At 42.4% G+C, this 19,899-nt stretch carries 19 protein-coding genes and 1 pseudogene; 4 read left to right on the top strand and 16 right to left on the bottom strand.

Features of this window, described 5'->3' with window-relative positions; all coding sequences use genetic code 11:
- Position 1: 1 nt before the first annotated feature.
- Both MHH49_RS10570 and MHH49_RS10565 read right to left on the bottom strand, forming a co-directional pair.
- The gene (locus MHH49_RS10570; protein ID WP_036682312.1) at positions 2-538 is read right to left on the bottom strand and encodes a DUF2798 domain-containing protein; all 537 of its coding nucleotides are present in this window, start codon (positions 536-538) and stop codon (positions 2-4) included.
- Positions 535-1,101: a TetR/AcrR family transcriptional regulator gene (locus MHH49_RS10565; RefSeq protein ID WP_036682313.1), complete on the bottom strand. Its 567-nt coding sequence runs from the start codon at positions 1,099-1,101 to the stop codon at positions 535-537. The genes MHH49_RS10570 and MHH49_RS10565 overlap by 4 nt, the downstream gene beginning before the upstream one ends.
- A gap of 414 nt (positions 1,102-1,515) precedes the next feature.
- Here MHH49_RS10565 and MHH49_RS10560 point away from each other — a divergent pair, with 414 nt between their 5' ends.
- Positions 1,516-1,917 (top strand): RidA family protein, encoded by a 402-nt coding sequence (locus tag MHH49_RS10560; protein ID WP_036682315.1) that lies wholly within the window; start codon positions 1,516-1,518, stop codon positions 1,915-1,917.
- A gap of 137 nt (positions 1,918-2,054) precedes the next feature.
- On the opposite strand, the gene MHH49_RS10555 is transcribed toward MHH49_RS10560, so the two are convergent.
- Both MHH49_RS10555 and MHH49_RS10550 read right to left on the bottom strand, forming a co-directional pair.
- On the bottom strand, positions 2,055-3,467 hold the full coding sequence (locus tag MHH49_RS10555) for an alanine/glycine:cation symporter family protein (RefSeq protein WP_036682317.1): 1,413 nt from the start codon (positions 3,465-3,467) through the stop codon (positions 2,055-2,057).
- 449 nt (positions 3,468-3,916) lie between these two features.
- Positions 3,917-4,504 (bottom strand): NAD(P)H-dependent oxidoreductase, encoded by a 588-nt coding sequence (locus MHH49_RS10550; RefSeq protein ID WP_036682318.1) that lies wholly within the window; start codon positions 4,502-4,504, stop codon positions 3,917-3,919.
- A gap of 121 nt (positions 4,505-4,625) precedes the next feature.
- On the opposite strand from MHH49_RS10550, the gene MHH49_RS10545 reads away from it, so the two are divergent.
- Positions 4,626-5,063 carry a MarR family winged helix-turn-helix transcriptional regulator gene (locus MHH49_RS10545; protein ID WP_036682320.1) on the top strand — a complete coding sequence of 146 codons (438 nt, stop codon included), beginning with the start codon at positions 4,626-4,628 and terminating at the stop codon, positions 5,061-5,063.
- A gap of 447 nt (positions 5,064-5,510) precedes the next feature.
- Here MHH49_RS10545 and MHH49_RS10540 read toward each other — a convergent pair whose 3' ends face one another.
- The 7 genes and pseudogenes from MHH49_RS10540 to MHH49_RS10510 form a co-directional block, all read right to left on the bottom strand.
- On the bottom strand, positions 5,511-6,392 hold the full coding sequence (locus MHH49_RS10540; protein WP_036682322.1) for an SMI1/KNR4 family protein: 882 nt from the start codon (positions 6,390-6,392) through the stop codon (positions 5,511-5,513).
- 222 nt (positions 6,393-6,614) lie between these two features.
- On the bottom strand, positions 6,615-7,532 hold the full coding sequence (hprK, locus tag MHH49_RS10535; protein WP_036682323.1) for an HPr(Ser) kinase/phosphatase: 918 nt from the start codon (positions 7,530-7,532) through the stop codon (positions 6,615-6,617).
- 118 nt (positions 7,533-7,650) lie between these two features.
- Positions 7,651-8,727 (bottom strand): ankyrin repeat domain-containing protein, encoded by a 1,077-nt coding sequence (locus tag MHH49_RS10530; protein WP_036682325.1) that lies wholly within the window; start codon positions 8,725-8,727, stop codon positions 7,651-7,653.
- Positions 8,728-8,975: 248 nt separating this feature from the next.
- On the bottom strand, positions 8,976-9,212 hold the full coding sequence (locus MHH49_RS10525; RefSeq protein ID WP_305953524.1) for a YiaA/YiaB family inner membrane protein: 237 nt from the start codon (positions 9,210-9,212) through the stop codon (positions 8,976-8,978).
- Between the two features lie 57 nt (positions 9,213-9,269).
- Positions 9,270-9,452 (bottom strand): annotated as a pseudogene (locus MHH49_RS10520) (YiaA/YiaB family inner membrane protein); the annotation flags it as partial.
- A 229-nt stretch (positions 9,453-9,681) separates the two neighbouring features.
- Positions 9,682-9,966, bottom strand: a complete 285-nt coding sequence (locus MHH49_RS10515) for an alpha/beta-type small acid-soluble spore protein (protein WP_036682328.1) — start codon at positions 9,964-9,966, stop codon at positions 9,682-9,684.
- Between the two features lie 75 nt (positions 9,967-10,041).
- Positions 10,042-11,229, bottom strand: coding sequence for an MFS transporter (locus MHH49_RS10510; protein ID WP_051491242.1), 1,188 nt, complete (start codon positions 11,227-11,229; stop codon positions 10,042-10,044).
- A gap of 293 nt (positions 11,230-11,522) precedes the next feature.
- Between MHH49_RS10510 and MHH49_RS10505 the strand changes: the two genes are divergently transcribed.
- Together MHH49_RS10505 and MHH49_RS10500 are read left to right on the top strand one after the other, a co-directional pair.
- Positions 11,523-12,104, top strand: a complete 582-nt coding sequence (locus tag MHH49_RS10505) for a TetR/AcrR family transcriptional regulator (RefSeq protein ID WP_036682330.1) — start codon at positions 11,523-11,525, stop codon at positions 12,102-12,104.
- Positions 12,105-12,185: 81 nt separating this feature from the next.
- The gene (locus MHH49_RS10500; protein WP_036682332.1) at positions 12,186-12,905 is read left to right on the top strand and encodes a DUF4386 domain-containing protein; all 720 of its coding nucleotides are present in this window, start codon (positions 12,186-12,188) and stop codon (positions 12,903-12,905) included.
- 8 nt (positions 12,906-12,913) lie between these two features.
- Here MHH49_RS10500 and MHH49_RS10495 read toward each other — a convergent pair whose 3' ends face one another.
- The 5 genes from MHH49_RS10495 to MHH49_RS10475 form a co-directional block, all read right to left on the bottom strand.
- Positions 12,914-13,498 carry a Crp/Fnr family transcriptional regulator gene (locus MHH49_RS10495; protein ID WP_036682333.1) on the bottom strand — a complete coding sequence of 195 codons (585 nt, stop codon included), beginning with the start codon at positions 13,496-13,498 and terminating at the stop codon, positions 12,914-12,916.
- A gap of 14 nt (positions 13,499-13,512) precedes the next feature.
- Positions 13,513-15,939, bottom strand: coding sequence for an RNA polymerase recycling motor HelD (gene helD, locus MHH49_RS10490; RefSeq protein ID WP_036682335.1), 2,427 nt, complete (start codon positions 15,937-15,939; stop codon positions 13,513-13,515).
- Positions 15,940-16,398: 459 nt separating this feature from the next.
- The gene (locus MHH49_RS10485) at positions 16,399-17,985 is read right to left on the bottom strand and encodes an ABC transporter substrate-binding protein (RefSeq protein ID WP_036682336.1); all 1,587 of its coding nucleotides are present in this window, start codon (positions 17,983-17,985) and stop codon (positions 16,399-16,401) included.
- 54 nt (positions 17,986-18,039) lie between these two features.
- Positions 18,040-18,921, bottom strand: coding sequence for a carbohydrate ABC transporter permease (locus MHH49_RS10480; RefSeq protein WP_036682338.1), 882 nt, complete (start codon positions 18,919-18,921; stop codon positions 18,040-18,042).
- Positions 18,922-18,961: 40 nt separating this feature from the next.
- On the bottom strand, positions 18,962-19,882 hold the full coding sequence (locus tag MHH49_RS10475; protein ID WP_036682339.1) for an ABC transporter permease: 921 nt from the start codon (positions 19,880-19,882) through the stop codon (positions 18,962-18,964).
- Between the last annotated feature and the right edge of the window lie 17 nt (positions 19,883-19,899).

Raw genomic sequence — 19,899 nt, 5'->3', positions numbered from 1 at the left:
GTTAGGAATTTTGTTCTGATAATCCATGTATAGTTACGCCAACAGCGCTGGATTTCTTTTTGTCCTGAGAAGCATGTAGCTTTACCATCACAAATCTTGCAAACGGCTGTATTAATATACTTTCAGCGAACAGTGCAATCAGGAAATTTCTTGGCCAATTGGCTAAGAAGTGATTAAACGTTTGAGAACTCAACCCGTTTCCGATAATGTCTCCAATAAACGTCATACAAAATGACATCCCTAGTACGGTGAACAAGATACGGAATAGGATTTTGGCGTTGAAGCTATCTGTGGGTTGTGTGAATGTAGCTGTCAGCTTTTCGGCAATACGGCCAATAACAACAGGCTCAATAATCATGACAATTACCCAAATGATCGGAAACACCTTAAGAATCGTTAAGGCAACCTCACCATTAAATTCTCCAACCCCTAAAATGATATTTATTGAAGACATAAACAGTACCGTCAGTGTACAAATGATTGCACCATATAATGCCCCCTCCTTACCGTTTCTTGGTAATCTTGCTTCTTGATTCATGATGTTCTTCCTTTCAATATTGTCGGTAATAGTTTGGCGATAGTTTTTAAGGGAGTTGTAGATTTTTGCGTTAGGCACAACATCATCGCCCCTTCAATCGAAGCCGTCATCCACAAAGCCATATCGGAGGCTGATTCCTGCGAATAACCTTCAGTTACAAGCTTATCGCAGTAAATTCGTTCCATGTTCTCATAGAGCAAGCTACATGCCTGGCGAACAGGTTCACTCACCGTAGCCATCTCACTGACAATACTGCTAAAGGTATATCCGGTAATCGTGCCCTCAGTTTCTAAGTTGTGAACTAACTTGTCAATCATGGATTGTGTAGCTTCTAACGTCGATGGATGCTTTTTAAAAATATCCTCAATATCTATCGTAATTGCTTCATTTAAGCCCTTTAAACAAGCAATTAATAGTTCTTCTTTTCCATTTGGAAAATGATGATAAAGCGCTCCTTTGGTCACATTACAGGCTTTTAAAATTTCACTCACGCCTACATTTTTATATCCTTTTTGCTGAAAAAGAAGTGTCGCCGTCTCAATCATTAGCGATTTTGTATCCACAATAACGTACTCCCCCTAACATACCAACCGGTCTGTTTGTTATTATAACAATATAAAAATGATTAATGTAAGTCTTTTTTGCTTTTTTTTCAAAAAATATTTCATTATTTTCATTTATAACAGCAAAAAAAGCTTAGAAAATTGTGTCGAAAGTGGAATTGTTGCAGTATCACTTGGATTAATGATATCATTCTGAGGAAACTTATCTTACTTTAAATATGAAGGAGGAATACCCGGTGAAAAAGAGATCGCTAAAATATCTATCTTTTGGTATTGGGTATTCTACTGCTGTTTTTTTCTAGAATTAATTATTGATAGGATAGGTCTGTCAAAAATTAAAAGAAACTAAAAAACAGCGGAGATATATAACTTAGATATCGGTATGTATCTTCTATTTAAAGGAGAATTCACAAAATGAACTTAAATAATAATGTTATTACAAGATATAATCCAGAGAATATTGCTAAACCGGTTGGTAACTATAGTCATGTAACAAAAATAAGTAGAAATGCTGAAATGTATGTATTTTCTGGCCAAATTGGAATCGATCAAAACAATCATATCCCTACAGATTTTAACCAACAGGTAACAAATACGATGAGTAATATTGTTGAAGTCCTTTCTTCTCAAAGGCTAACACCTGATAATGTAATCAAAATCAACATTTGGGCTACGGAAGAAATCGATTGGAACCATTTCTATGAAATTTGGAATAAAGTATTCGGCATGACACCTCCTTCAATGACAATTGCTTATATTAAAGGATTAGGGTTACCTGAATTAAAAATTGAGTTAGATGTATGGGCTGCTGGTTAAACCCTAAATCAAGAGGGAGTAATTTAATTTTCTGTACACCAAACGAGCCTTAGAAGCGATTCTAAAGGCTCGTTTTTCTAACTACCCCTTTATACCAAAAAGGGCTCAGTTTCCTGAGCCCTCAAATACTTACCCTACTATGTTTTTATATCTGAAGAATTGTCCCAACATTCCACGTTCTCCAAACCCTCTATGCTATCTTTATAAAAGACAGGGTCCTTGCCTGCACGCTTCTGGCGCTTATAATCCTGCAGGGCGGCAAAGGCCACCTTAGATAATAGAAGAATAGCGATCAAATTCACGATGACCATGAAGCCCATAAATAAATCAGCCAAATCCCATACCAATTGAACCTTAGCTACGGAGCCAAAAATAATCATCGCCAAGACGCTGTATCTATAGAATAGTAATACTTTTTTATTGGAGTTCAAGAATTCTATATTGGTCTCACCATAATAATAATTTCCGATTAACGTACTGAAAGCAAACAACAAAATCATGATCGCTAGGGATCCAGAGGCCCACGAACCAATATGTTCGCTTAATGCCGCTTGTGTCAGCTTAATTCCATCCAGCCCTGGCTGTTTATACGCATCAGATAACAAGATAATAAAAGCAGTACTCGAACAAATAAGTAACGTGTCTGTAAGTACACCCAGCGCTTGCATCAGCCCTTGTTTCACCGGATGACTAGTTGTTGCAGTTGCCGCAGCATTTGGAGCACTACCCATCCCCGCTTCGTTGGAGAATAGTCCTCTTTTCACCCCTTGCAGAATGACTGCCCCAAAAGATCCCCCCGCGATTTGTTCAAATCCAAAAGCACTTTTCACAATAAGCGCCAGAATCGCCGGTATTTCCGTAATATTAATTAACATAATAATAACAGCGGCCCCAATATAGATCCCTGCCATTACCACTACAATATATTCGGACATTCTAGCAATACGTTTAACCCCACCAAAGATAACAGCCGCAAAAGCAGCAGCGACTACAAGTCCAAGAATCACCCGATTAGTGCCAAATGAATTCTCAAAGGCCACTGTAATCGTATTGGATTGAACTGCATTAAATACAAGACCAAAGGATAACGTGATCAAAACCGCAAATACCGCGCCCATCCAGCGTTTTTTCAGGCCTTGCTCCATATAATAGGCGGGACCACCACGAAATCCAGTCTTGTCCTTCACTTTATACACCTGTGCCAGAGTACTTTCAATAAATCCGGACGCTGATCCAATAATAGCTATGACCCACATCCAAAAAACAGCTCCTGGTCCACCTATTGCGATAGCAATTGCGATCCCTGTAATATTCCCTGTCCCAACCCTTGCTGCCATACTGATACAGAAAGCCTGAAACGACGAAATGGAATCTTTTGACCTTTCATTGGACTCTTTAAGGACCCTAAACATTTCTTTAAACATGCCAAACTGAACAAACTTCGATCGAATGGTGAAATAAATTCCACAAACAATAAGCAGAACCACCAAAATTTTCGACCAAAGAAAGTCATTTGTTGCGCTAATCATACTGTCTAACATTTGTTGCATGTGAATCCGCCTCTCCATTGTGTCGATACCCAGTTGCTGAACCTTAAGTTACATAGTATTTTCAAATATAACAGCCCTTATTTCAAAAGCCAACAAAAAAAATTAGCCAGCAACACCATACCTTACACCGGTGTGAGAGCTATTTCTCCATCTTCATCTGAGCCACAAGCTGCTTTAGAATAATATAGGCTTTTTTTACATTAATTATATTTAATCACATACGAGTTGTATATAATTAAGGCTTTCACAATTAATAGTAAATAAGGAGGCTGAATAAAAAAAGCAGCCGGTGGAAGAAATGTATGACTACAATGTATGCGCGTATTTATATCGTGGAGAACATTTGGTTTGATCCCACCGTTGTTTTGAACCATCCAACTATGGGATCGCTTGAGACATCCACTTCCAGTGTTATCTTGAATAATCATAGAGCAGATATTTTCGAGGTATTAATTAGCCACAGCTTTAAAATATTGGTACACCTGATTTAACTTCTTATCATGTTTCCCTTTCGGACTCTCCATATTCCCAAATTCGAAAAACTTCACTTTCTTGATGCCACAATATTGAAATAATGCTTTTCTCATCAGCACTTTATGGGAATTATTCAGCCAATATAAAGGATAGAGGGTCGGCCCCTTCATGCTGGAAATGCAAACCACTGACTTTCCTTTCAGCAACCCTTCGGGGATGAGGCCACCCTTTTCTCTGTAAGCGAAATTAGAAGCAAACATTTGGTCAATATAACCGAGCAACATCGCGGGGGGACGTCCCCACCAGATTGGATACACAAACACAATTTTATCGGCCTGACGAATCTGCTCCCGATACTTCTCGAGCTTGGGATCAATATGCATGTCTCTTCTACGTTTATTTTCATTAAAGACCAGCACAGGATCAAATTGCTCTTCGTAAAGATCAAGGACCTCTATCTTCGTGATCTTTTGATTCTCATTACTTCCCTGAATGACTTTATTGAAAAAAGCATAACTTAAACTTTTATGATTCGGATGTGTATAGATGACCAAAACGTTCATTGCTCCACCTCTTTAATTATCATTTGATAACAAAATGGTATCACAACCGTTATTTAGTTGTCAAATGATAATTGTATTATGATAATTATTTTGTTAAGGTTTACAATAAGAGGTGATCCTTATGGACAAACAAGCGTTTTTTCAGAAAATTGTTACCTTTACGACAGCAGTCCATGAAGTAACATTTGACTTTACCAAAGATGTTAGACCGGAAGGCATTACGCCCGTTCAATATAGTATTCTGGAATATATTGCGGTTAGCCAGCCTGTTACCCTCAGCCAAATCAGTGATTGTAAGAATATCTCTATGCCGAATACCAGCCGTGAGCTCAAGAAATTAACAGAAAAAAACCTGTGTGAGAAGCTTGATGTCGCCGAGGACCGGCGTAAGCAAATGATTCGGTTGTCTGATGCTGGACAAGCGATGATGAACGAGGCTTTTGAACGGATCGGTGAACGTTTTCTGAACCGGATTAAAGAGGTTCTCCCAGAGGAATTAGCCGAGATTAACCATGCCCTCGATATCCTGCAATCTAAGGTGTTTAGCACCCAGCAATGATCCGAGAAAAAGACAGCAGAGCAGCGGTTCCCCATTAATGGGGGCACCGCTGCTCTGTGTTTTGGGTCGTTGGTTAGCTGACTCAAGACCGATTATTGGCTAGTAAAACCCAACGACTTCGAATCAGCCCCACCTTCAGCTAAATCGCCGAATCGCATTCGTCCACTGAGGCTTTCGGACCCAGATGACGTTATTGGCATATTTTTAGCCTTTTGTGCGTAGTTTCGGACTCCAGCGACGCTATTCCTATGAATCGGGTTCATATTGGGTGTTTTTTATGCCAATAGCTGCTATGCGGTCCGTTGGCATTTCAAATATGCGAAAAAGCTGCATTTAAGGTCAGCTGAGTCCGAAAGACGCTCCCCTTATAATCACCTAATAGAAATAGGCACTCCTCTTAAGGAATGCCTTGATTTGATTATAAGTATTCTTAGCCAGCGAAATAGACTATTTCACCAGTCCGCTGATAAAGGTCTCAAAATTATCAGCCAAACGTGTGATTTTGTATTTGTTATCCCGATCTACATGAATAACCTCAGGTTCGCCATCATTCCCGAATTCGCGGTAATCCAGCATCACCACTTCATTCTCAGAAGGACAATCACAAATCACCACGCCAACTTCAGGATAACGTCCATTTTCAATCACAGTCCGGCTGCCTGAAGCTCCACACAGCGACTTATTCTTATCTCGTCCAATTCCGAGGATACCAGAAATCGTAATAAATTCTCCTGTTCCCGGAATCGGATAACGATTGTTATGAGGAATTCCCCCATTATGTAACTTCATCATATCCACATAGGAAGCAGGCAGCTTGAAGACCAGCTCTTCTTGTACTGAAGTAATCAACGCATCTGAAGGCGGATCAGAGATATATTCTGAGAACGCATACTCGCTGTCATCCCAGAAATTAGTGGTATCCAACGCTATTACAGGCTTCTTTGCAGGTTTGTTTACAGGCTTTCTCGCAGCTTTTTTAGCCAATTTACGTTTGATCCAGCCCAGAAACTCCAATGTGTCTTCATCATCAGGCTCCAGCTGATCGGCAATCGTAAACGCTTTTAAAGCTTCGTCATATCTTTTCAGATAATAATAAGAAACCCCGATACGGTAATGCCAGAGCGGGTCACCTTCACCCTCTTCTTCAATGCTCAAATACTGCTCTAAAGCCTCTTCATATTGACCGAGATTATTAAGCGCCCTGCCCAAATGACTAGTTAGAACATAATCTCTTTCCTCTTCAGGAATTTCCGCGATTGCATCCACGATTTCTTGAAATTCATCTTCCTCATGCCATTCATCCAATTTTGCCAATAACTCATCACTCATCATTAATACCTCCTATTAACGATCACTCAAAATACCTATTAGAAATTATACCATTTCTAACCTATGCCCAGCCAATAACGCATGTCCTAGCCATATCAATCAAAAGACAACTTCCCTTTTTGCTGTGAAAAACAGACCGCAGCGTTTATCTGCGGCCTGTTTTTCGTATACAGAAAACCATTTATTTATGGGTAACTATAATTGCTGCCTTCTATCTTGCCTTTACGACTGCATCCCGTTTTCGATCCTCTGCAGGAACTCTTCAGCGGCACTATAGCCAAGCTGCTTAAGGTACCAATTATTCGCAGCCGCTTCGATCAGGCCAGCCACATCGCGGCCAGGCTGAAGCTGAACTTCAATATGCGGAATTTGCACGCCAAGATAGTCTGTGAACTGGGGTTCGATTTCGAGCTCATTATTCAAGGAATTCTCCCGCCATGGTGACAACTCGATGTCGAGTACAATTCGTGTCTCTTCCTGAAAAGCTCTACGCCCGTACTGCCGTACAACATTGATTAGACCAATACTGCGCAGCGCTAGGAATTCACGGGTCGTTTCATTATGCGTGCCGAGAAGCGTCGCCGGTCCCAGCTTCTTAAGCACAACTACATCATCGGCCACAAACCGATGGCCTCTCCTAATGAGCGTGTGTGCGGTTTCGCTTTTTCCGATCCCGGACTTGCCTCTCAATAGGACCCCTATGCCGGACACGTTCACACACACTCCATGAATTGAAAGTTCAGGCGCCAGCGCCTTCACCAGATAAGTATCAATCTTTGCGATGAACTCTGACGTCGTCTCTTCCGTTCGAAGTAGTGGTATACCTTCTTGGTCGCAGAATAAAGTCAAATAAGGAATCTCCTGCTGACCCGTCGTCACAATAAAGCATGGGGGATGATACTTAACAATATTGCCAATATGTAACTTGCGTTGCTCAACGCTTAGCTTTAGCAGATAATTGATTTCTTTGCGGCCCAATACTTGTACTCGCTTCATGGGGAAAAAATCGAAGTAACCCACGAACTCCAGGCCAGGTCTATGTGTCTTTGAGCGAGTAATCTCACGGTCCATGCAGCTAGCACCCGCAAGCACTTCCAGCTTAAACGTTTCCGTAAGGCTTTGAACGGTAATCGATTTCAATGTTGTTCTCCTCCTGTGGCTACGTATTTTGAATACGTAATACGGTTACCGGGATATATTCAACGACGAATAGAATGATTCCTGCAAAAGAAATAGACAGATCAAGAGATATTAACAACTATGTTCCTTCAAGAAAATTAATAAGGTATATCTCCGGCTGCGTGAGAAATTCTGCAAAACTACATAAATCCGCGTACGTCTGATGTTCCACGTCGTTACAGCCGATCAGGCCTTTTTTCTTCGGATTCCACATAAGCAGCAGATCAGAGTAATTATCTATATCGGCTGACAGACGGAGCAGCTTTTGCCGGCCGATTTTCATTTCAATGGTATCAGTTAATGTGAAAAAGTCGATATATCTAATTTCATATTCATTTTGTGTTAGCTCAAGACGCAGATTTTTTCCAGTAAGAAAGCTAACCAATTCATCAGACAATTTATATTTTCTCAGCTCAAACTTCTTGTTCTCGATATCATGAAATTCAGCCGGCTCTAACGATTTCAAATAGTCAGCCAAAGCTGTATTCTTATTACTCACTGCAATGGTGTACGGGCGATCGCCATCTTTTTCTGCCAAGGTAACGTCTGCGCCACGTTCAATCAAAAATTGTACCATCGCTTGATTACCAATTCTCGTGGCAACTGTTAACGGAGTCGCTTGATAAGGATAGACCATATCGGATTTGTTGTAATTAATGTCCACCCCATGATCCAGTAAATAAGTAACGGTCTTAAGGTCATGATCTGACACCGCTTTGCGTAATACGCCCCCACCATGCTGCTTAATATCTAATCCTAGCTCATGTATGAGCGGGATATTGTTTTTGTTGCCATAGTAGGCCTGCGAATATGCACCTGACTTGACCTGATTAAGCTTGTCCAGTTTAGCCCCTTGTGCTGCAATATAGCGGACGATATCTTCTTTGCAATAGCGAACCGCGAGCAAAAAAGCCGGATTATTCTTCACATTCAGATTTACACCGTGCTGTACCAGCAGCTTTATGACATCCATTCTCTCTGATATAAGCGCCAAATCTAACGGGGTTAACGTAGTATATTGGCTAAGGACGATGCCCTCTTCAATATCCCAGCCTGCTCTAATGGCAGCCTCTAATTCCGGAATGTTTCCATTGTAAATATGCATGGCCATTTGCGGCAGTTCCTGGAACTTCCCTATATCCTTCAGACGGATCATCCATTATCCACTCCTACTTCAAGTATTATGAAGAGTATAGAGAACCGTATAGTAAAAAACAATCCAAACTAAGGATGTTGTTCTAACAAATAGTCCTCATAATATTTAGATCGGCAAGATTATTGCTGCTATTCAAAAAAATAAAAAGAAGCTCCGTTAATACACGAAGCTCCTGTTTACAATTTATGATGGTAAGTAAAGTTGAAGCAGCTTGCTGTTGGCAGCGAGAAAGCTGGCTATATCCCTCTTTATCCTTGGATGTCCCGTCTCGCCTCTTGCTCGGCAAGAATCTCGTTATCTTCCGCGTTATCCCGCGTCACTTTCTGAACGCCAATAGCGCTATAAGAAATCAAGAGAATAACAGCTATGTAATACCCCTTTACATTTAATTCAAATGGAGCATTGTAAAGGCCAATAAAAAACATCGCATACCCGATAATCAAACCCACAAAAGCCATAATTGTGAAGGCCCCTGTGTTTCTCATCCTGTGTTTAGGGTTATCCAAACGAAATTCTTTATCCTCTGTATTGTCCCTGACCACCTTTTGCACAACGATACAGGAAATCGTAATTAACACCATACAGAGCAAATAATACCCTTTTACGTTTAGCTCCCAAGTGTCGTTGTACACTCCCAAACAGAATAGAAAAAGTCCTGCCCCCAATGCAAAATACGATGCCCCCGTAAAAGCAGCCGTGTTGCGTTTGCGATATCTCTGATTCATCTGATAATTCCTCTCCCACTACAGACTTGAATGATGATATATCCTTCTCCACTATACCGTGGAACATCGGTAAAATTCTACCATGAATCAGGTTGTTTTAGGGAATTTCAGGAATTTTTTTACTATACAAATATAAAATAACGCAAACACCGAAAGGACGGTCTCAGTCCCATACAATATAGGACAAAAACCGCCTCCCGCGATCTCAGCAACATATATTAGAAAAATGCTACTGCCTTTCCTGGTCCACCAATTGCTGCTGTGCGAGACGAATCATTTCGCGGACCATCGATCCACCAATTTTACCGCCGATCTGGCCCACCGATTCTGTGCTCAAATGACCATTTTGACCGTGCTCCAAAGGGACACCCAGTTCTTTTGCAACTTCGTATTTCACATCATCAGGCCGCTCCGGATCTACGTCATACCCCTCGCGGCGCATCACTTCCGCTTTAAAAATTTGCATTCCGCGGCTGGCTCCCGGCACTGCATATTTCCTGTTTCTTCTAGACATCCTTATCCCCTCCCAAACCTGTTTTAAATAACATGCCCGGAAACCGGAACCTCCACCCTTATTGACTTGCCCCGATTATTTCCAAGCAGGGCGCCGTTGCAACGCGGCATTCGTAGCACGCAAGGTTACAGCCCAAAATAAAAAAGCCACAGCACTAACAGAAGCTCCAAGCCAACATACCCCGTTCCAGCCATAGTGAGAATATATTTGAGTGGAAGCAATCGATCCGGTAGCACTTCCAATGGAGTAAAAAACCATATACCCTGCGGTGAGCCGACTACGTGCCTCCATGCGCAAGGTAAGTATGATACTTTGATTGGTGACATGCACCGCCTGCACAGCCAAATCAAGCAGAACAATACCAATGACCAATGCCAACAGCGACTGCTCCGTAAAACTGATAAACCACCATGAAATCAACAATAGAAGTAATGCTATGCCTGTCGTTCTCTGTCCATGACCCTGATCAGCTAGCTTTCCCGCCCGCGCAGCAGCTAATGCTCCCACAATTCCCGCCAGACCAAATGCCCCAATTGCAGTATGTGAAAGTGATAACGGCGGAGCACTGAGAGGCAAGACCACAGAAGTCCACAGAATACTGAAAGCAGTAAAAATCAGCAAAGCCAGAATAGCGCGGATACGCAATACTCTCTCTTGCACAAACAACATAAACACTGAACTAAGCAGCTGAGCGTATGACAGTGTTTTTACCTCACGTTCCACATTTGGCAACACCCTAAATAATGTACACACCATACAAAGCATTAAAGCAGCAGAAAAAAGGTATACGGAACGCCAACCTGCAAGATCTGTAAGTATTCCTGAAATGGATCGCGCAAGAAGTATTCCAATCACAATTCCACTTGTGACCATGCCTACGACTCGCCCGCGTTCGGCAGGGGCAGCCATTGTCGCCGCGAACGCAACAAGCGTCTGTGTTACAACAGCGAGTAGTCCCACTGAGGCCATACCTACGAATAGTACCGTGCTGGAAGAGGCAGTACCCACGATAATCAAAGCCACCACAGATAATAACATCTGGCCGATAATCAGGCGGCGCTGATTCAGTAAATCTCCTAGTGGCACGAGCAGTAACAGCCCCACTGCATAAAAGATCTGCGTGATAGTAATAAGAATACCAATGGTTGAATAATCAATACCAAATTCTCTCGACAAATGATCAAGCAATGGTTGTGCAAAGTAGATGTTTGCAACCGACATCCCGCAGACAACGGCAAACAAAAGTGTCATATAACGAGGCATCGAGGAAGCATGAATAGAATCAGATGGCGTATGCGTCTCTTGTGACGAAAGCTTCTCTTTAGTCCCTTGCATTTTGGACACACCCTTTCTCTGTTAAATTTAAATCGCAAACACTTTCCATACCGATCAGTATGTTATTGTGCTCAGTAAATTTATCTCACAAAACAAATGATGTCAACATAAATATTTGACGCCACCGACTTTCATTTGACAATTTATACGACTAGTTCTAGTATTATAAAATACTGTTCGGTAATCAATTATTGAAATCAAATATAAAGAGGGGTGTTATAATGGCTCGAACCCGTGAATTTGACGAGGAAAAAGTATTAGAATCAGCTATGGAGCTATTTTGGGAAAAGGGATATGAGGCTACCTCATTAAGTGATTTAACTTCCAGAATGGGCATTCAACGCCCCAGTATATACTCAGCTTTTGGAGACAAAAAAGAATTGTTCGAAGCTGCGCTACGTAAATATACGATGTCCCATGCTTCTCGTGTCCGAGCCCAACTTCAAAGCAATCCATCCGTGAAAAAAGCCTTTCGTAGTTTTTTTGAAGATGTGGTGGCGGAGGAGTATTCAGGCAGTGTGAACCGAGGATGTTTTTGCATCAATACAATGGTCGAGCTGGCACCTCATGATGAGAAATTCGAGATCCTTACAAGAGAACATCAAATGTATCTATCGGTCATATTTCAAGAAACTATTGAACGCGGTATACAATCAGGTGAGCTTAAGGGTGGTGTAAATGCGAAGGCCTTGGCACAGGCACTAATCGTATCGCTAATAGGGCTTACTGTACTCTTGAAATCTCGCCCAGAGCGATCCTTTGTTGATAACGCGATAACAATGATACTTACTTCGCTTGATTAAATTCAGAGTCTTGATTTAAGTCAATGCCCGACATAGTACTCCTAATTACAATGAAATAAAAGTCCTTTAGGAGGCTATCTTATGGCTATCTCAGAAAAAGACCTGTCGAATCAGCGCAAGTCCGCTTTAACAGCTGGAATATCACTGATCATCATGACCCTCGCTTCATTTTTTTCATATGGCTTTGTCCATGGGACTCTTGTTGTGCAAGGCGATGCCAGTGCCACATTTATTAACATCGTATCTTCCAACAACCTTTTCAAAGGGGAAATCTTGGGCTGGATCATCATTATGATTGCTGACATTCTGGTCGCCTGGGCGTTTTATGTGTTTCTAGAACCCGTCAACCAAAATCTTTCATTACTCGGCGCATGGCTCCGTTTAACCTATTCCGCTATATTGGCAATCTCTATCTTAACCTTGATATTTGTGCTGCTGCTCACGGGAAACACAAATGGCTTTTCCACATTAACAATCGAACAAACTCAAGCATTTATGATGTTATTTCTGGATGCATTTCAATTCATTTGGTCTATGGGGTTAGTCGTTTTTGGCGGGCATTTGTTAATAGTGGGCTATGTGGCTTTAAAATCCGATGTCATTCCTAAAGTAATCAGCATCCTGCTGCTGCTTGCTTCAATAGGCTATATTATCATTCATCTAAGCAAAATGTTTCTCCCACAATATGAGGCAGTCATTACAACACTTAATTTTATTTTTACTATTCCTATGATTGTAGGAGAACTAGGCTTTGGGATATGGCTACTGCTTAGAGGTGGAAAAATCCCCAAAAGTGTATAACGATTTTGCTATTCATCACCGGAATGAACCCGCTTCTTAATTCTACTTAATGACTCTGGCGTAATCCCCAAATAACTGGCTAGTTGATGTTGGGGGACACGGGTAAGTAAATGAGGTCTTTTTTGTAACAAGGCTTTGTAACGTTCTTCAGGATTGGAAGCAATAAAGGAAGTCAACTCATCCTGAACCTCACCCAGGTTTTCCTCTACCATTTTGCGTATCATGGTTTCCAGCTGAGCGTGTTTATGGAGCATATCCTGTTCCGCATTAAGATCACCAACCACCAATATGCTGTCTTCTAGGCAGGTTAAGGTGTACGCTGAGGGTCTACTCTCTTGATGCCGATTAAAAATCGAAACCGCTTGCTCTTCCGTATAAAAATTAGATGTGACTTCTTTGCCCGATTCATCTACCGAGGACTGCCTCACACATCCCTTTAACACAAAAAAACATTTTGAGGGAACGTCTCCTTGTCTAAGGAGTACCGTTCCCTTCTTGTATTCCTCAATAGGAATACCTTCAACAATATCCTGCTGTTCCATTTCGTTAAGAGATGTAAATTTACTCATATACTTATACAATATGCTTTTCATTTATCTCTCCAATCTCATTGCACGACCTCATATAAAGATACCTCTAACGGCTGAATAAAGTGTGACCAATCACCCGTTGTGTACAGCAGAAGCCGATGCATCGCACGCGTACAGGCTGTATAAAAAAGCTTGCGTTCGCTTTCCCGATCATACGTCTGTGTGGAAGCATCATAAATCAGTACGGCGTCGAATTCAACCCCTTTTGCGAGATAAGCGGGAATTACTAAAATGCCCTTCTCAAAAGTGAGCGTCTCCTTCGTAATAAGCCGCAGAGCTTCGCATCCTTGTTTCTTTAATTCTTCATAGGCCGCACGGCTTTCAGCTGCAGTCTTGGTAATAACGGCAATAGAGTCGAGCCCTTCAGCCATCAGCGCCGCGAGATCCTCTTTAATTCTTATCGCCCGCTCTACGTCGCTACTCGCCTTCACTAGGAACGGCTTCTCACCCTCTCTTTCAAAAGGTACGATCTCCTCATTAGGCAGCAACGCCTTCGTAAACTCCACAATCTGACGAGTTGATCGATAACTTCGAATTAGACGGATCAGGCTCGTTTCATCTTCCCCATAAAGCCGGATCAAAGTCGAATCCACCTCGTGCAAATTCGTTGCTTGCGGAAAAATCGCTTGGCCGAAATCGCCGAGCACAGTCATGCGCGCGCGGGGAAACAGCTGTTTGAGAAACGCGTATTGGAACGGCGAATAATCCTGGCCTTCATCGATAAACAGATGCCGCACCTCTGTGTTCATACGAGTCCCCTCGACAAGTTCTTTTAAATACAGGAATGGAGTCGCATCCTCGCAAAAGAGTTCATCGCGGCTCAGCTTTTCCTTCGTTTGCTTACAGATCCCCTGCCACTGAGCAGGCAACTCAGTCTCGTTTGTCATTCTCCGATAGATGGTTTCATCAATAAACAACTGATCGTATAACCCAATCGTATCTATGAACTTGAACCGTTTGACATCGCGTCTCAGCGGTTTAAAGTGCTCCTTCACAATCATGCGGCGCAGCAGTTCTTCTTCCTGCAGACCAAAGTCAAAAACATTCTCTTCCCCTTGATCCTGATTAGGAAAATCCCCATAGTTCTCAAGATACTGAGTCGTAAAATCAAAGACGGCTTCCTCCCGCCGATATTTCTTAAGTATCTCACTGTAGGCTTCGGCATACTGATCGGTATCGAGGTAATCGAGTTCATCTTGAACCCAGAATGCCTCCTGTTCCTGACGCTCCAGCGAAGCCAACTGACGCAGTAGCCATTCACGCAATAAAACGATGCGATTAGCCAAACGAATGGAGCTATCATAGCTGTAAAATTGCGATTCCATCTGCTCCGCAGTAATCAACTCGCGATCCCGAAAGCAGATACTATGAAACAACATCCCTTCCTTCCCTAACCACAACGCATAGTTTTGCAGAGCATGCAGAAAAGCTTCTGAAGCTTTATACTGCATGCCAGTTAGCCGCGCTTCATACTCTGGAGAAGCTTTGGACGTCAGTACATATTCAATCTGCTCGAACGGGTCCTCTAGACGAAGCGTAGATCCAAGCCAATAATCAATATACTCCTGAAAGGTAGTTTGCTGCATATTCTCTTCGCCAAGCTCGGGAAGCACCGTGGATACATAACTGTTAAACATCGGGTTAGGCGAAAAAAGAACAATCTGATCCGCCTTGAGCCTATCGCGGTGTTTATATAGCAAATAGGCTACCCGTTGCAGCGCTGCGGATGTTTTCCCACTGCCCGCAGCCCCCTGCACAATGAGCATACGACTACTATCGTTGCGGATAATAGCATTCTGTTCCTTCTGAATAGTCGCCACGATGCTCTTCATTTGTGAATCCGCACCCTTACCAAGCACCTGCTGAAGTAATTCATCACCGATCGTTAAGCTCGTATCGAACACGTTCTGAAGCTGACCCTGACGGATCTGGTATTGCCGCTTCAGCATCATCGTTCCCGAGATTTGTCCTCCCGGTGTATCGTAAGAGGCGGGGCCTGGCGAATGGTCATAATACATACTTGCAATAGGTGTCCGCCAGTCATATACCAGAAAATTCACACCTTCTGCATCGATGAAAGACGCCACCCCGACATAGATTTGCTCACTGGAGTTCAACCCATCTTCTTGAAAGTCCATTCGTCCAAAATAGGGCGACGGCAGCAGCCGTTTCATGTTCTTATAACGCTGCATCCGTTGGCGGTGACTACGCTCCCGTTCAGACAACAACGCTTCTTGCTGTTTTATACTGTAAAAGGTCTCCTCGAAATCCTCATGTGTGCTCGTATTGACCGTAACTTCCTCCCAAAACCGCTTGCGGATGTCCGTTACCTGTTCACGTAATCCTGTCACTTCCGGTTCCAGCTCGCCAATCTTTGATTGCAATTCTTCCGTGACCAAATCTAGCCGTTCCTGTTCTCGCTGCCAATCTTTTTCGTTTAACATTTTTACTAACACGCTCCTTTTCAAGGTTGTTATCAAGAAGCAAAAATACAAATTTGACAAACTGCTAATCCGCATGGTATTATTAATGTATAAATAAGATGTAATAAATCTGTCTAAAATACACGGATTAACAGTGGTCTTCTCATATTATCACGTTATTTCGTTGTGCGCAAATTATATATTAAGAAGAACCGGCAGCTCATGCCGGTTCTTCTTTTTTATTCCTTTTCACAAAGAGTATCCGTTCTCCTGAGTTTACTGATTTTCAGCCTTTAAAGCAGACTTTCGGACTCCAGTGCAGCTATTCTTTATCCTGAGCTTCATTCTAGGCATGTTTTAGGCTGATAGCGACTGTGGGGTCCGCTGTGTCCGATAGCGACTTCACCCGCGGATGAGTTCAATTAAACAGGGAGACCTAACAGCCATTTGATGACTGTTAGGTCTCCCTTATTCCTTATCTTATTTGTTTGCCAAAAAAGCATCAATTTGAGTTTGCAGTTCGGTTTGGATTTTATCAATGCCAGCGGACTTCAGTTGCTTGTTCAGATCTTCAAGACCTTTATCGATATCTTTAATTACGCCGTATTCGAGCGGAATCGCATAACGGAGCATTACGTTACCAATGTTGGCAATTTCCGTTTTCACTTTGCTGTTATCGAATACAAAGGTTTCAAGCGCGTAGTGATAGACATTTGCTTCCCAGCCTTTAGCCAGATCGTTTGCTTCTTGCGGGAATGCTTCATTGTCACGGTTAAGTGGCGAGTTGAAGTTCCAGTTAGAGAAGCCCATAAAGTTCGGATTCTTTTCAAGTGCTTTATATTTGTCATCGCCAACCGCTTCGTAATGTACACCGCTAAGGCCGTACATCATCAGGTCGTGCAGTTCTTTATCATTTTGCATCAGATCGAGGAACATCAAGGAGCGTTCCACATTTCTGGAAGTAGCGTGGATCGAAGTACCGTTTTGTGTTGAAATTGCCACTGATTTCTTCTTGCCTTGGTTGATGTCAGCCAAAGCTACTTCATAAGGGGAATTCTCTTGGCGCATCAAAGCCATAAGTGCTCCAAGTGTTCCGTTGTTGTGTGTAATCGATGCTGTTTTGCCTGCTTTAAAATCGGCCTGATGATCATTTTTACTGTTAAGGACGTTTTTCGACCATGCATTGTTATCAGCAAGATCTTTGTAATATACGAGTAGATCTTTAAACTCTTGGGTTTCATATACGTTAAATACTTGCCCTTTTTCATCCGTCAATTTGAAAGCAAACGGAAGGTCGAGATCAAACATATTCCATTCGTTTTGCTGCTTCAGCAATACACGGTCCAAATTATGAAATTTCCAGTCTCCTGTTTCCGGAGTGAACGGTGTAATTCCTTTTTCGTTTTGCGCTATGGTTTTCAAGTAAGTGGCATACGCTTCTGGGCTGTTGATCTCAGGAAGATTGTATTTCTTACGCAAATCCTCACGGTACAAAATCAGTTTTTCAACGGATTCCCCTCTGTTTTGTGGAACCATGTACAGTTTGCCGTTTACTTTAGCCTGATCCCAGCTCACATCAGACATGGCTGCTAAAGTCTGCGGCATATATTTGGTAAGCAGCTCATCAGTCAATTCCAGGAATCCGCCTTTCAACGCCTGGTCATTGTAGCCAGCCCAGTTTGCCGAATAGATGAGGTCAAAATCTTCATTTGCTGCCAGCTTCAACGGATATTTTTGCGCCCAGTCCGACCAATCCAGGAACTCGCCCTCTACAGTAGCATTAATTTTTTCTTTCAGCTTTTTATTAATCTCAGCAAAAACGCTATCATAGTCTATCGGTTTAGGGCCCACAAAAATCATTTTCAGCTTCACTTCTTTTGAGGTATCAAGGGTGTCTGAGGTAGTTGCAGGTTCTGAGGTGTTCGTAGTGTCGCTTCCCCCCTCTGACGCATTATTTGTAGCCTGTGCAGAAGTATTAGCATTGTTGTTTCCACCACCACATGCACTTAGAATCATTACGAAGGTTAAAACGAGCGCTAGCATTATCAATCTATTTCTCTTCAGCATCTCAAGCCTTCCCCCTTGTGTTTAATTATATTGATAAACCGAGTGTCCCCGGGTTCATCCTTTCACAGCACCAATCGTCAAACCTTGGACAAAATACCTCTGCACGAATGGATAAGCCAGCAAAATCGGGCCAGTGGCCACAACTGTCATCGCCATTTTCAAACTCTCGGTTGGGATCGATGTCGTTACGACTGCCCCTGCACCCATCATCGCTTTGCGCATGCCATCCATATTGCCTAGCATTTTATACAAATAATATTGAAGCGGCATCAAGTTTTCATTCGATACAAACAGCAATGCATTGTACCAGTCATTCCAGTAGGCTAGTGCTAGAAACAATCCAATGGTAGCTAACGCCGGCTTGGACAGCGGCAGGATTAGACGAGCATAGATCTTAAAGTCGCCTGCACCATCAATTTTTGCTGATTCTACAATCGCTTCCGGAATGCTGCCCATAAAAGACTTCATAACAATGATATAAAAGACATTGAGCATCATCGGAACCACTAAGGCCATCAGCGTATCCTTCATATGCAGGTAGTTGACCATAAGCAGATACCACGGAACTAAACCGCCGCTGAACAAAGTCGTAAAGAAAAAGAAGAATGAAAATTTATTGCGCCACTTAAAATCTTTTCGGGATAGCGCATAAGCAGTCATCGAAGTCAGAAACAAGCCAAGCACCGTGCCGAGTATAGTAACCCCTATTGTCACTATATAGGCTTGAATCATCTGTTCGGGATACTTAAACAAAATGCTGTAGGCCTCGGTTGAGAAGGCCGTCGGTATAAATTGATAACCATCCGTTAGGATTTTGGTTTCTTCCGTAAAGGATGAAGATACGACAAGTATAAAAGGGAAAATACATAAAACTGAGAGAAAAATCAGGGACACATAACCAATACCTGAAAATATTTTACGATCGAGCTGCTTCATATCGTTACCTCCATTATGAAAGACTTAACTCCTGATACGATTAGAACAGAGCGCGGTCTTTGTCGTATTTACGGACAGCATAGTTCACTGACATGATCGTCGCAAAGCCAAGAACGGACTGGAAAACACCAGCTGCAGCTGACATGCCGATATCATTCGAAGTAATCAGTGACCTAAATACGAAAGTGTCGATAACGTCTGTCGAGGAGAACAGCAAGCCGTTGTTGCCGATCATATTATAGAACATCCCGAAATCACCACGGAAAATATTTCCGACCGCCAGCAGCACCAGAATAATAATCGTCGGATACAAATTTGGAATGGTTACTTTCATAATTCGCTGAAAAATATTAGCCCCATCAATTTCGGCCGCTTCATACATTTCTGTATCTATCCCCGTAATCGCAGCCAAGTACATTACCGTTCCGTATCCGAGACTTTTCCATGCAGAAACTATAACCAGGATATACGGCCAATAGGAAGGCGTATTATAAATATCGACAGGCTGGAGTCCGATACCTCTGAGCAAAGCATTCACGGTGCCAATATCATAATTGAGCAGGTTATAAGCAATCGCTCCGACAACGACCCATGAGATAAAGTAAGGCAGGAACAACGCCGATTGTGTGATTTTGCGGAACCATTTACCACCGACCTCAAACAACATAATCGCTGCAAAAATTTGCAAACTGTTATTAACGACGATAAACGCAATGTTATATAGTGCTGTATTTCGTGTTACCCGCCAAGCATCGCCTGATTCAAAGAAAAAGCGGAAGTTGTCGAGTCCGTTCCAGGCACTTCCAAAAATACCGCCCGCGTAATCGTAATGCTTGAAGGCAATAATAATACCCGCCATCGGGACGTAGGCAAACAGAAGGAAAAAAGCAACCGCCGGAGCCAGCATCAGCAAGAGAACCCTGTAATTTTTCAAATCGCTCCAAAATGTATGCCCTTTCATCTTTGCACCCCTCTCTT

It is taken from the genome of Paenibacillus sp. FSL F4-0122 (assembly GCF_038002845.1).
Taxonomy (GTDB): Bacteria; Bacillota; Bacilli; order Paenibacillales; family Paenibacillaceae; genus Paenibacillus_AQ; species Paenibacillus_AQ odorifer.
This window is presented reverse-complemented; position numbering and strand designations above follow the sequence as displayed.

Excerpts from the sequence above, each read along its gene's own strand:
- MHH49_RS10570 (WP_036682312.1), bottom strand. The coding sequence starts at position 538 with ATGAATCAAGAAGCAAGATTACCAAGAAACGGTAAGGAGGGGGCATTA.
- MHH49_RS10560 (WP_036682315.1), top strand. The coding sequence starts at position 1,516 with ATGAACTTAAATAATAATGTTATTACAAGATATAATCCAGAGAATATT.
- MHH49_RS10555 (WP_036682317.1), bottom strand. The coding sequence starts at position 3,467 with ATGCAACAAATGTTAGACAGTATGATTAGCGCAACAAATGACTTTCTT.
- MHH49_RS10550 (WP_036682318.1), bottom strand. The coding sequence starts at position 4,504 with ATGAACGTTTTGGTCATCTATACACATCCGAATCATAAAAGTTTAAGT.
- MHH49_RS10545 (WP_036682320.1), top strand. The coding sequence starts at position 4,626 with ATGGACAAACAAGCGTTTTTTCAGAAAATTGTTACCTTTACGACAGCA.
- MHH49_RS10540 (WP_036682322.1), bottom strand. The coding sequence starts at position 6,392 with ATGAGTGATGAGTTATTGGCAAAATTGGATGAATGGCATGAGGAAGAT.
- MHH49_RS10530 (WP_036682325.1), bottom strand. The coding sequence starts at position 8,727 with ATGATCCGTCTGAAGGATATAGGGAAGTTCCAGGAACTGCCGCAAATG.
- MHH49_RS10525 (WP_305953524.1), bottom strand. The coding sequence starts at position 9,212 with ATGAGAAACACAGGGGCCTTCACAATTATGGCTTTTGTGGGTTTGATT.
- MHH49_RS10515 (WP_036682328.1), bottom strand. The coding sequence starts at position 9,966 with ATGTCTAGAAGAAACAGGAAATATGCAGTGCCGGGAGCCAGCCGCGGA.
- MHH49_RS10510 (WP_051491242.1), bottom strand. The coding sequence starts at position 11,229 with ATGCCTCGTTATATGACACTTTTGTTTGCCGTTGTCTGCGGGATGTCG.
- MHH49_RS10505 (WP_036682330.1), top strand. The coding sequence starts at position 11,523 with ATGGCTCGAACCCGTGAATTTGACGAGGAAAAAGTATTAGAATCAGCT.
- MHH49_RS10500 (WP_036682332.1), top strand. The coding sequence starts at position 12,186 with ATGGCTATCTCAGAAAAAGACCTGTCGAATCAGCGCAAGTCCGCTTTA.
- MHH49_RS10495 (WP_036682333.1), bottom strand. The coding sequence starts at position 13,498 with ATGAAAAGCATATTGTATAAGTATATGAGTAAATTTACATCTCTTAAC.
- helD (WP_036682335.1), bottom strand. The coding sequence starts at position 15,939 with ATGTTAAACGAAAAAGATTGGCAGCGAGAACAGGAACGGCTAGATTTG.
- MHH49_RS10485 (WP_036682336.1), bottom strand. The coding sequence starts at position 17,985 with ATGCTGAAGAGAAATAGATTGATAATGCTAGCGCTCGTTTTAACCTTC.
- MHH49_RS10480 (WP_036682338.1), bottom strand. The coding sequence starts at position 18,921 with ATGAAGCAGCTCGATCGTAAAATATTTTCAGGTATTGGTTATGTGTCC.
- MHH49_RS10475 (WP_036682339.1), bottom strand. The coding sequence starts at position 19,882 with ATGAAAGGGCATACATTTTGGAGCGATTTGAAAAATTACAGGGTTCTC.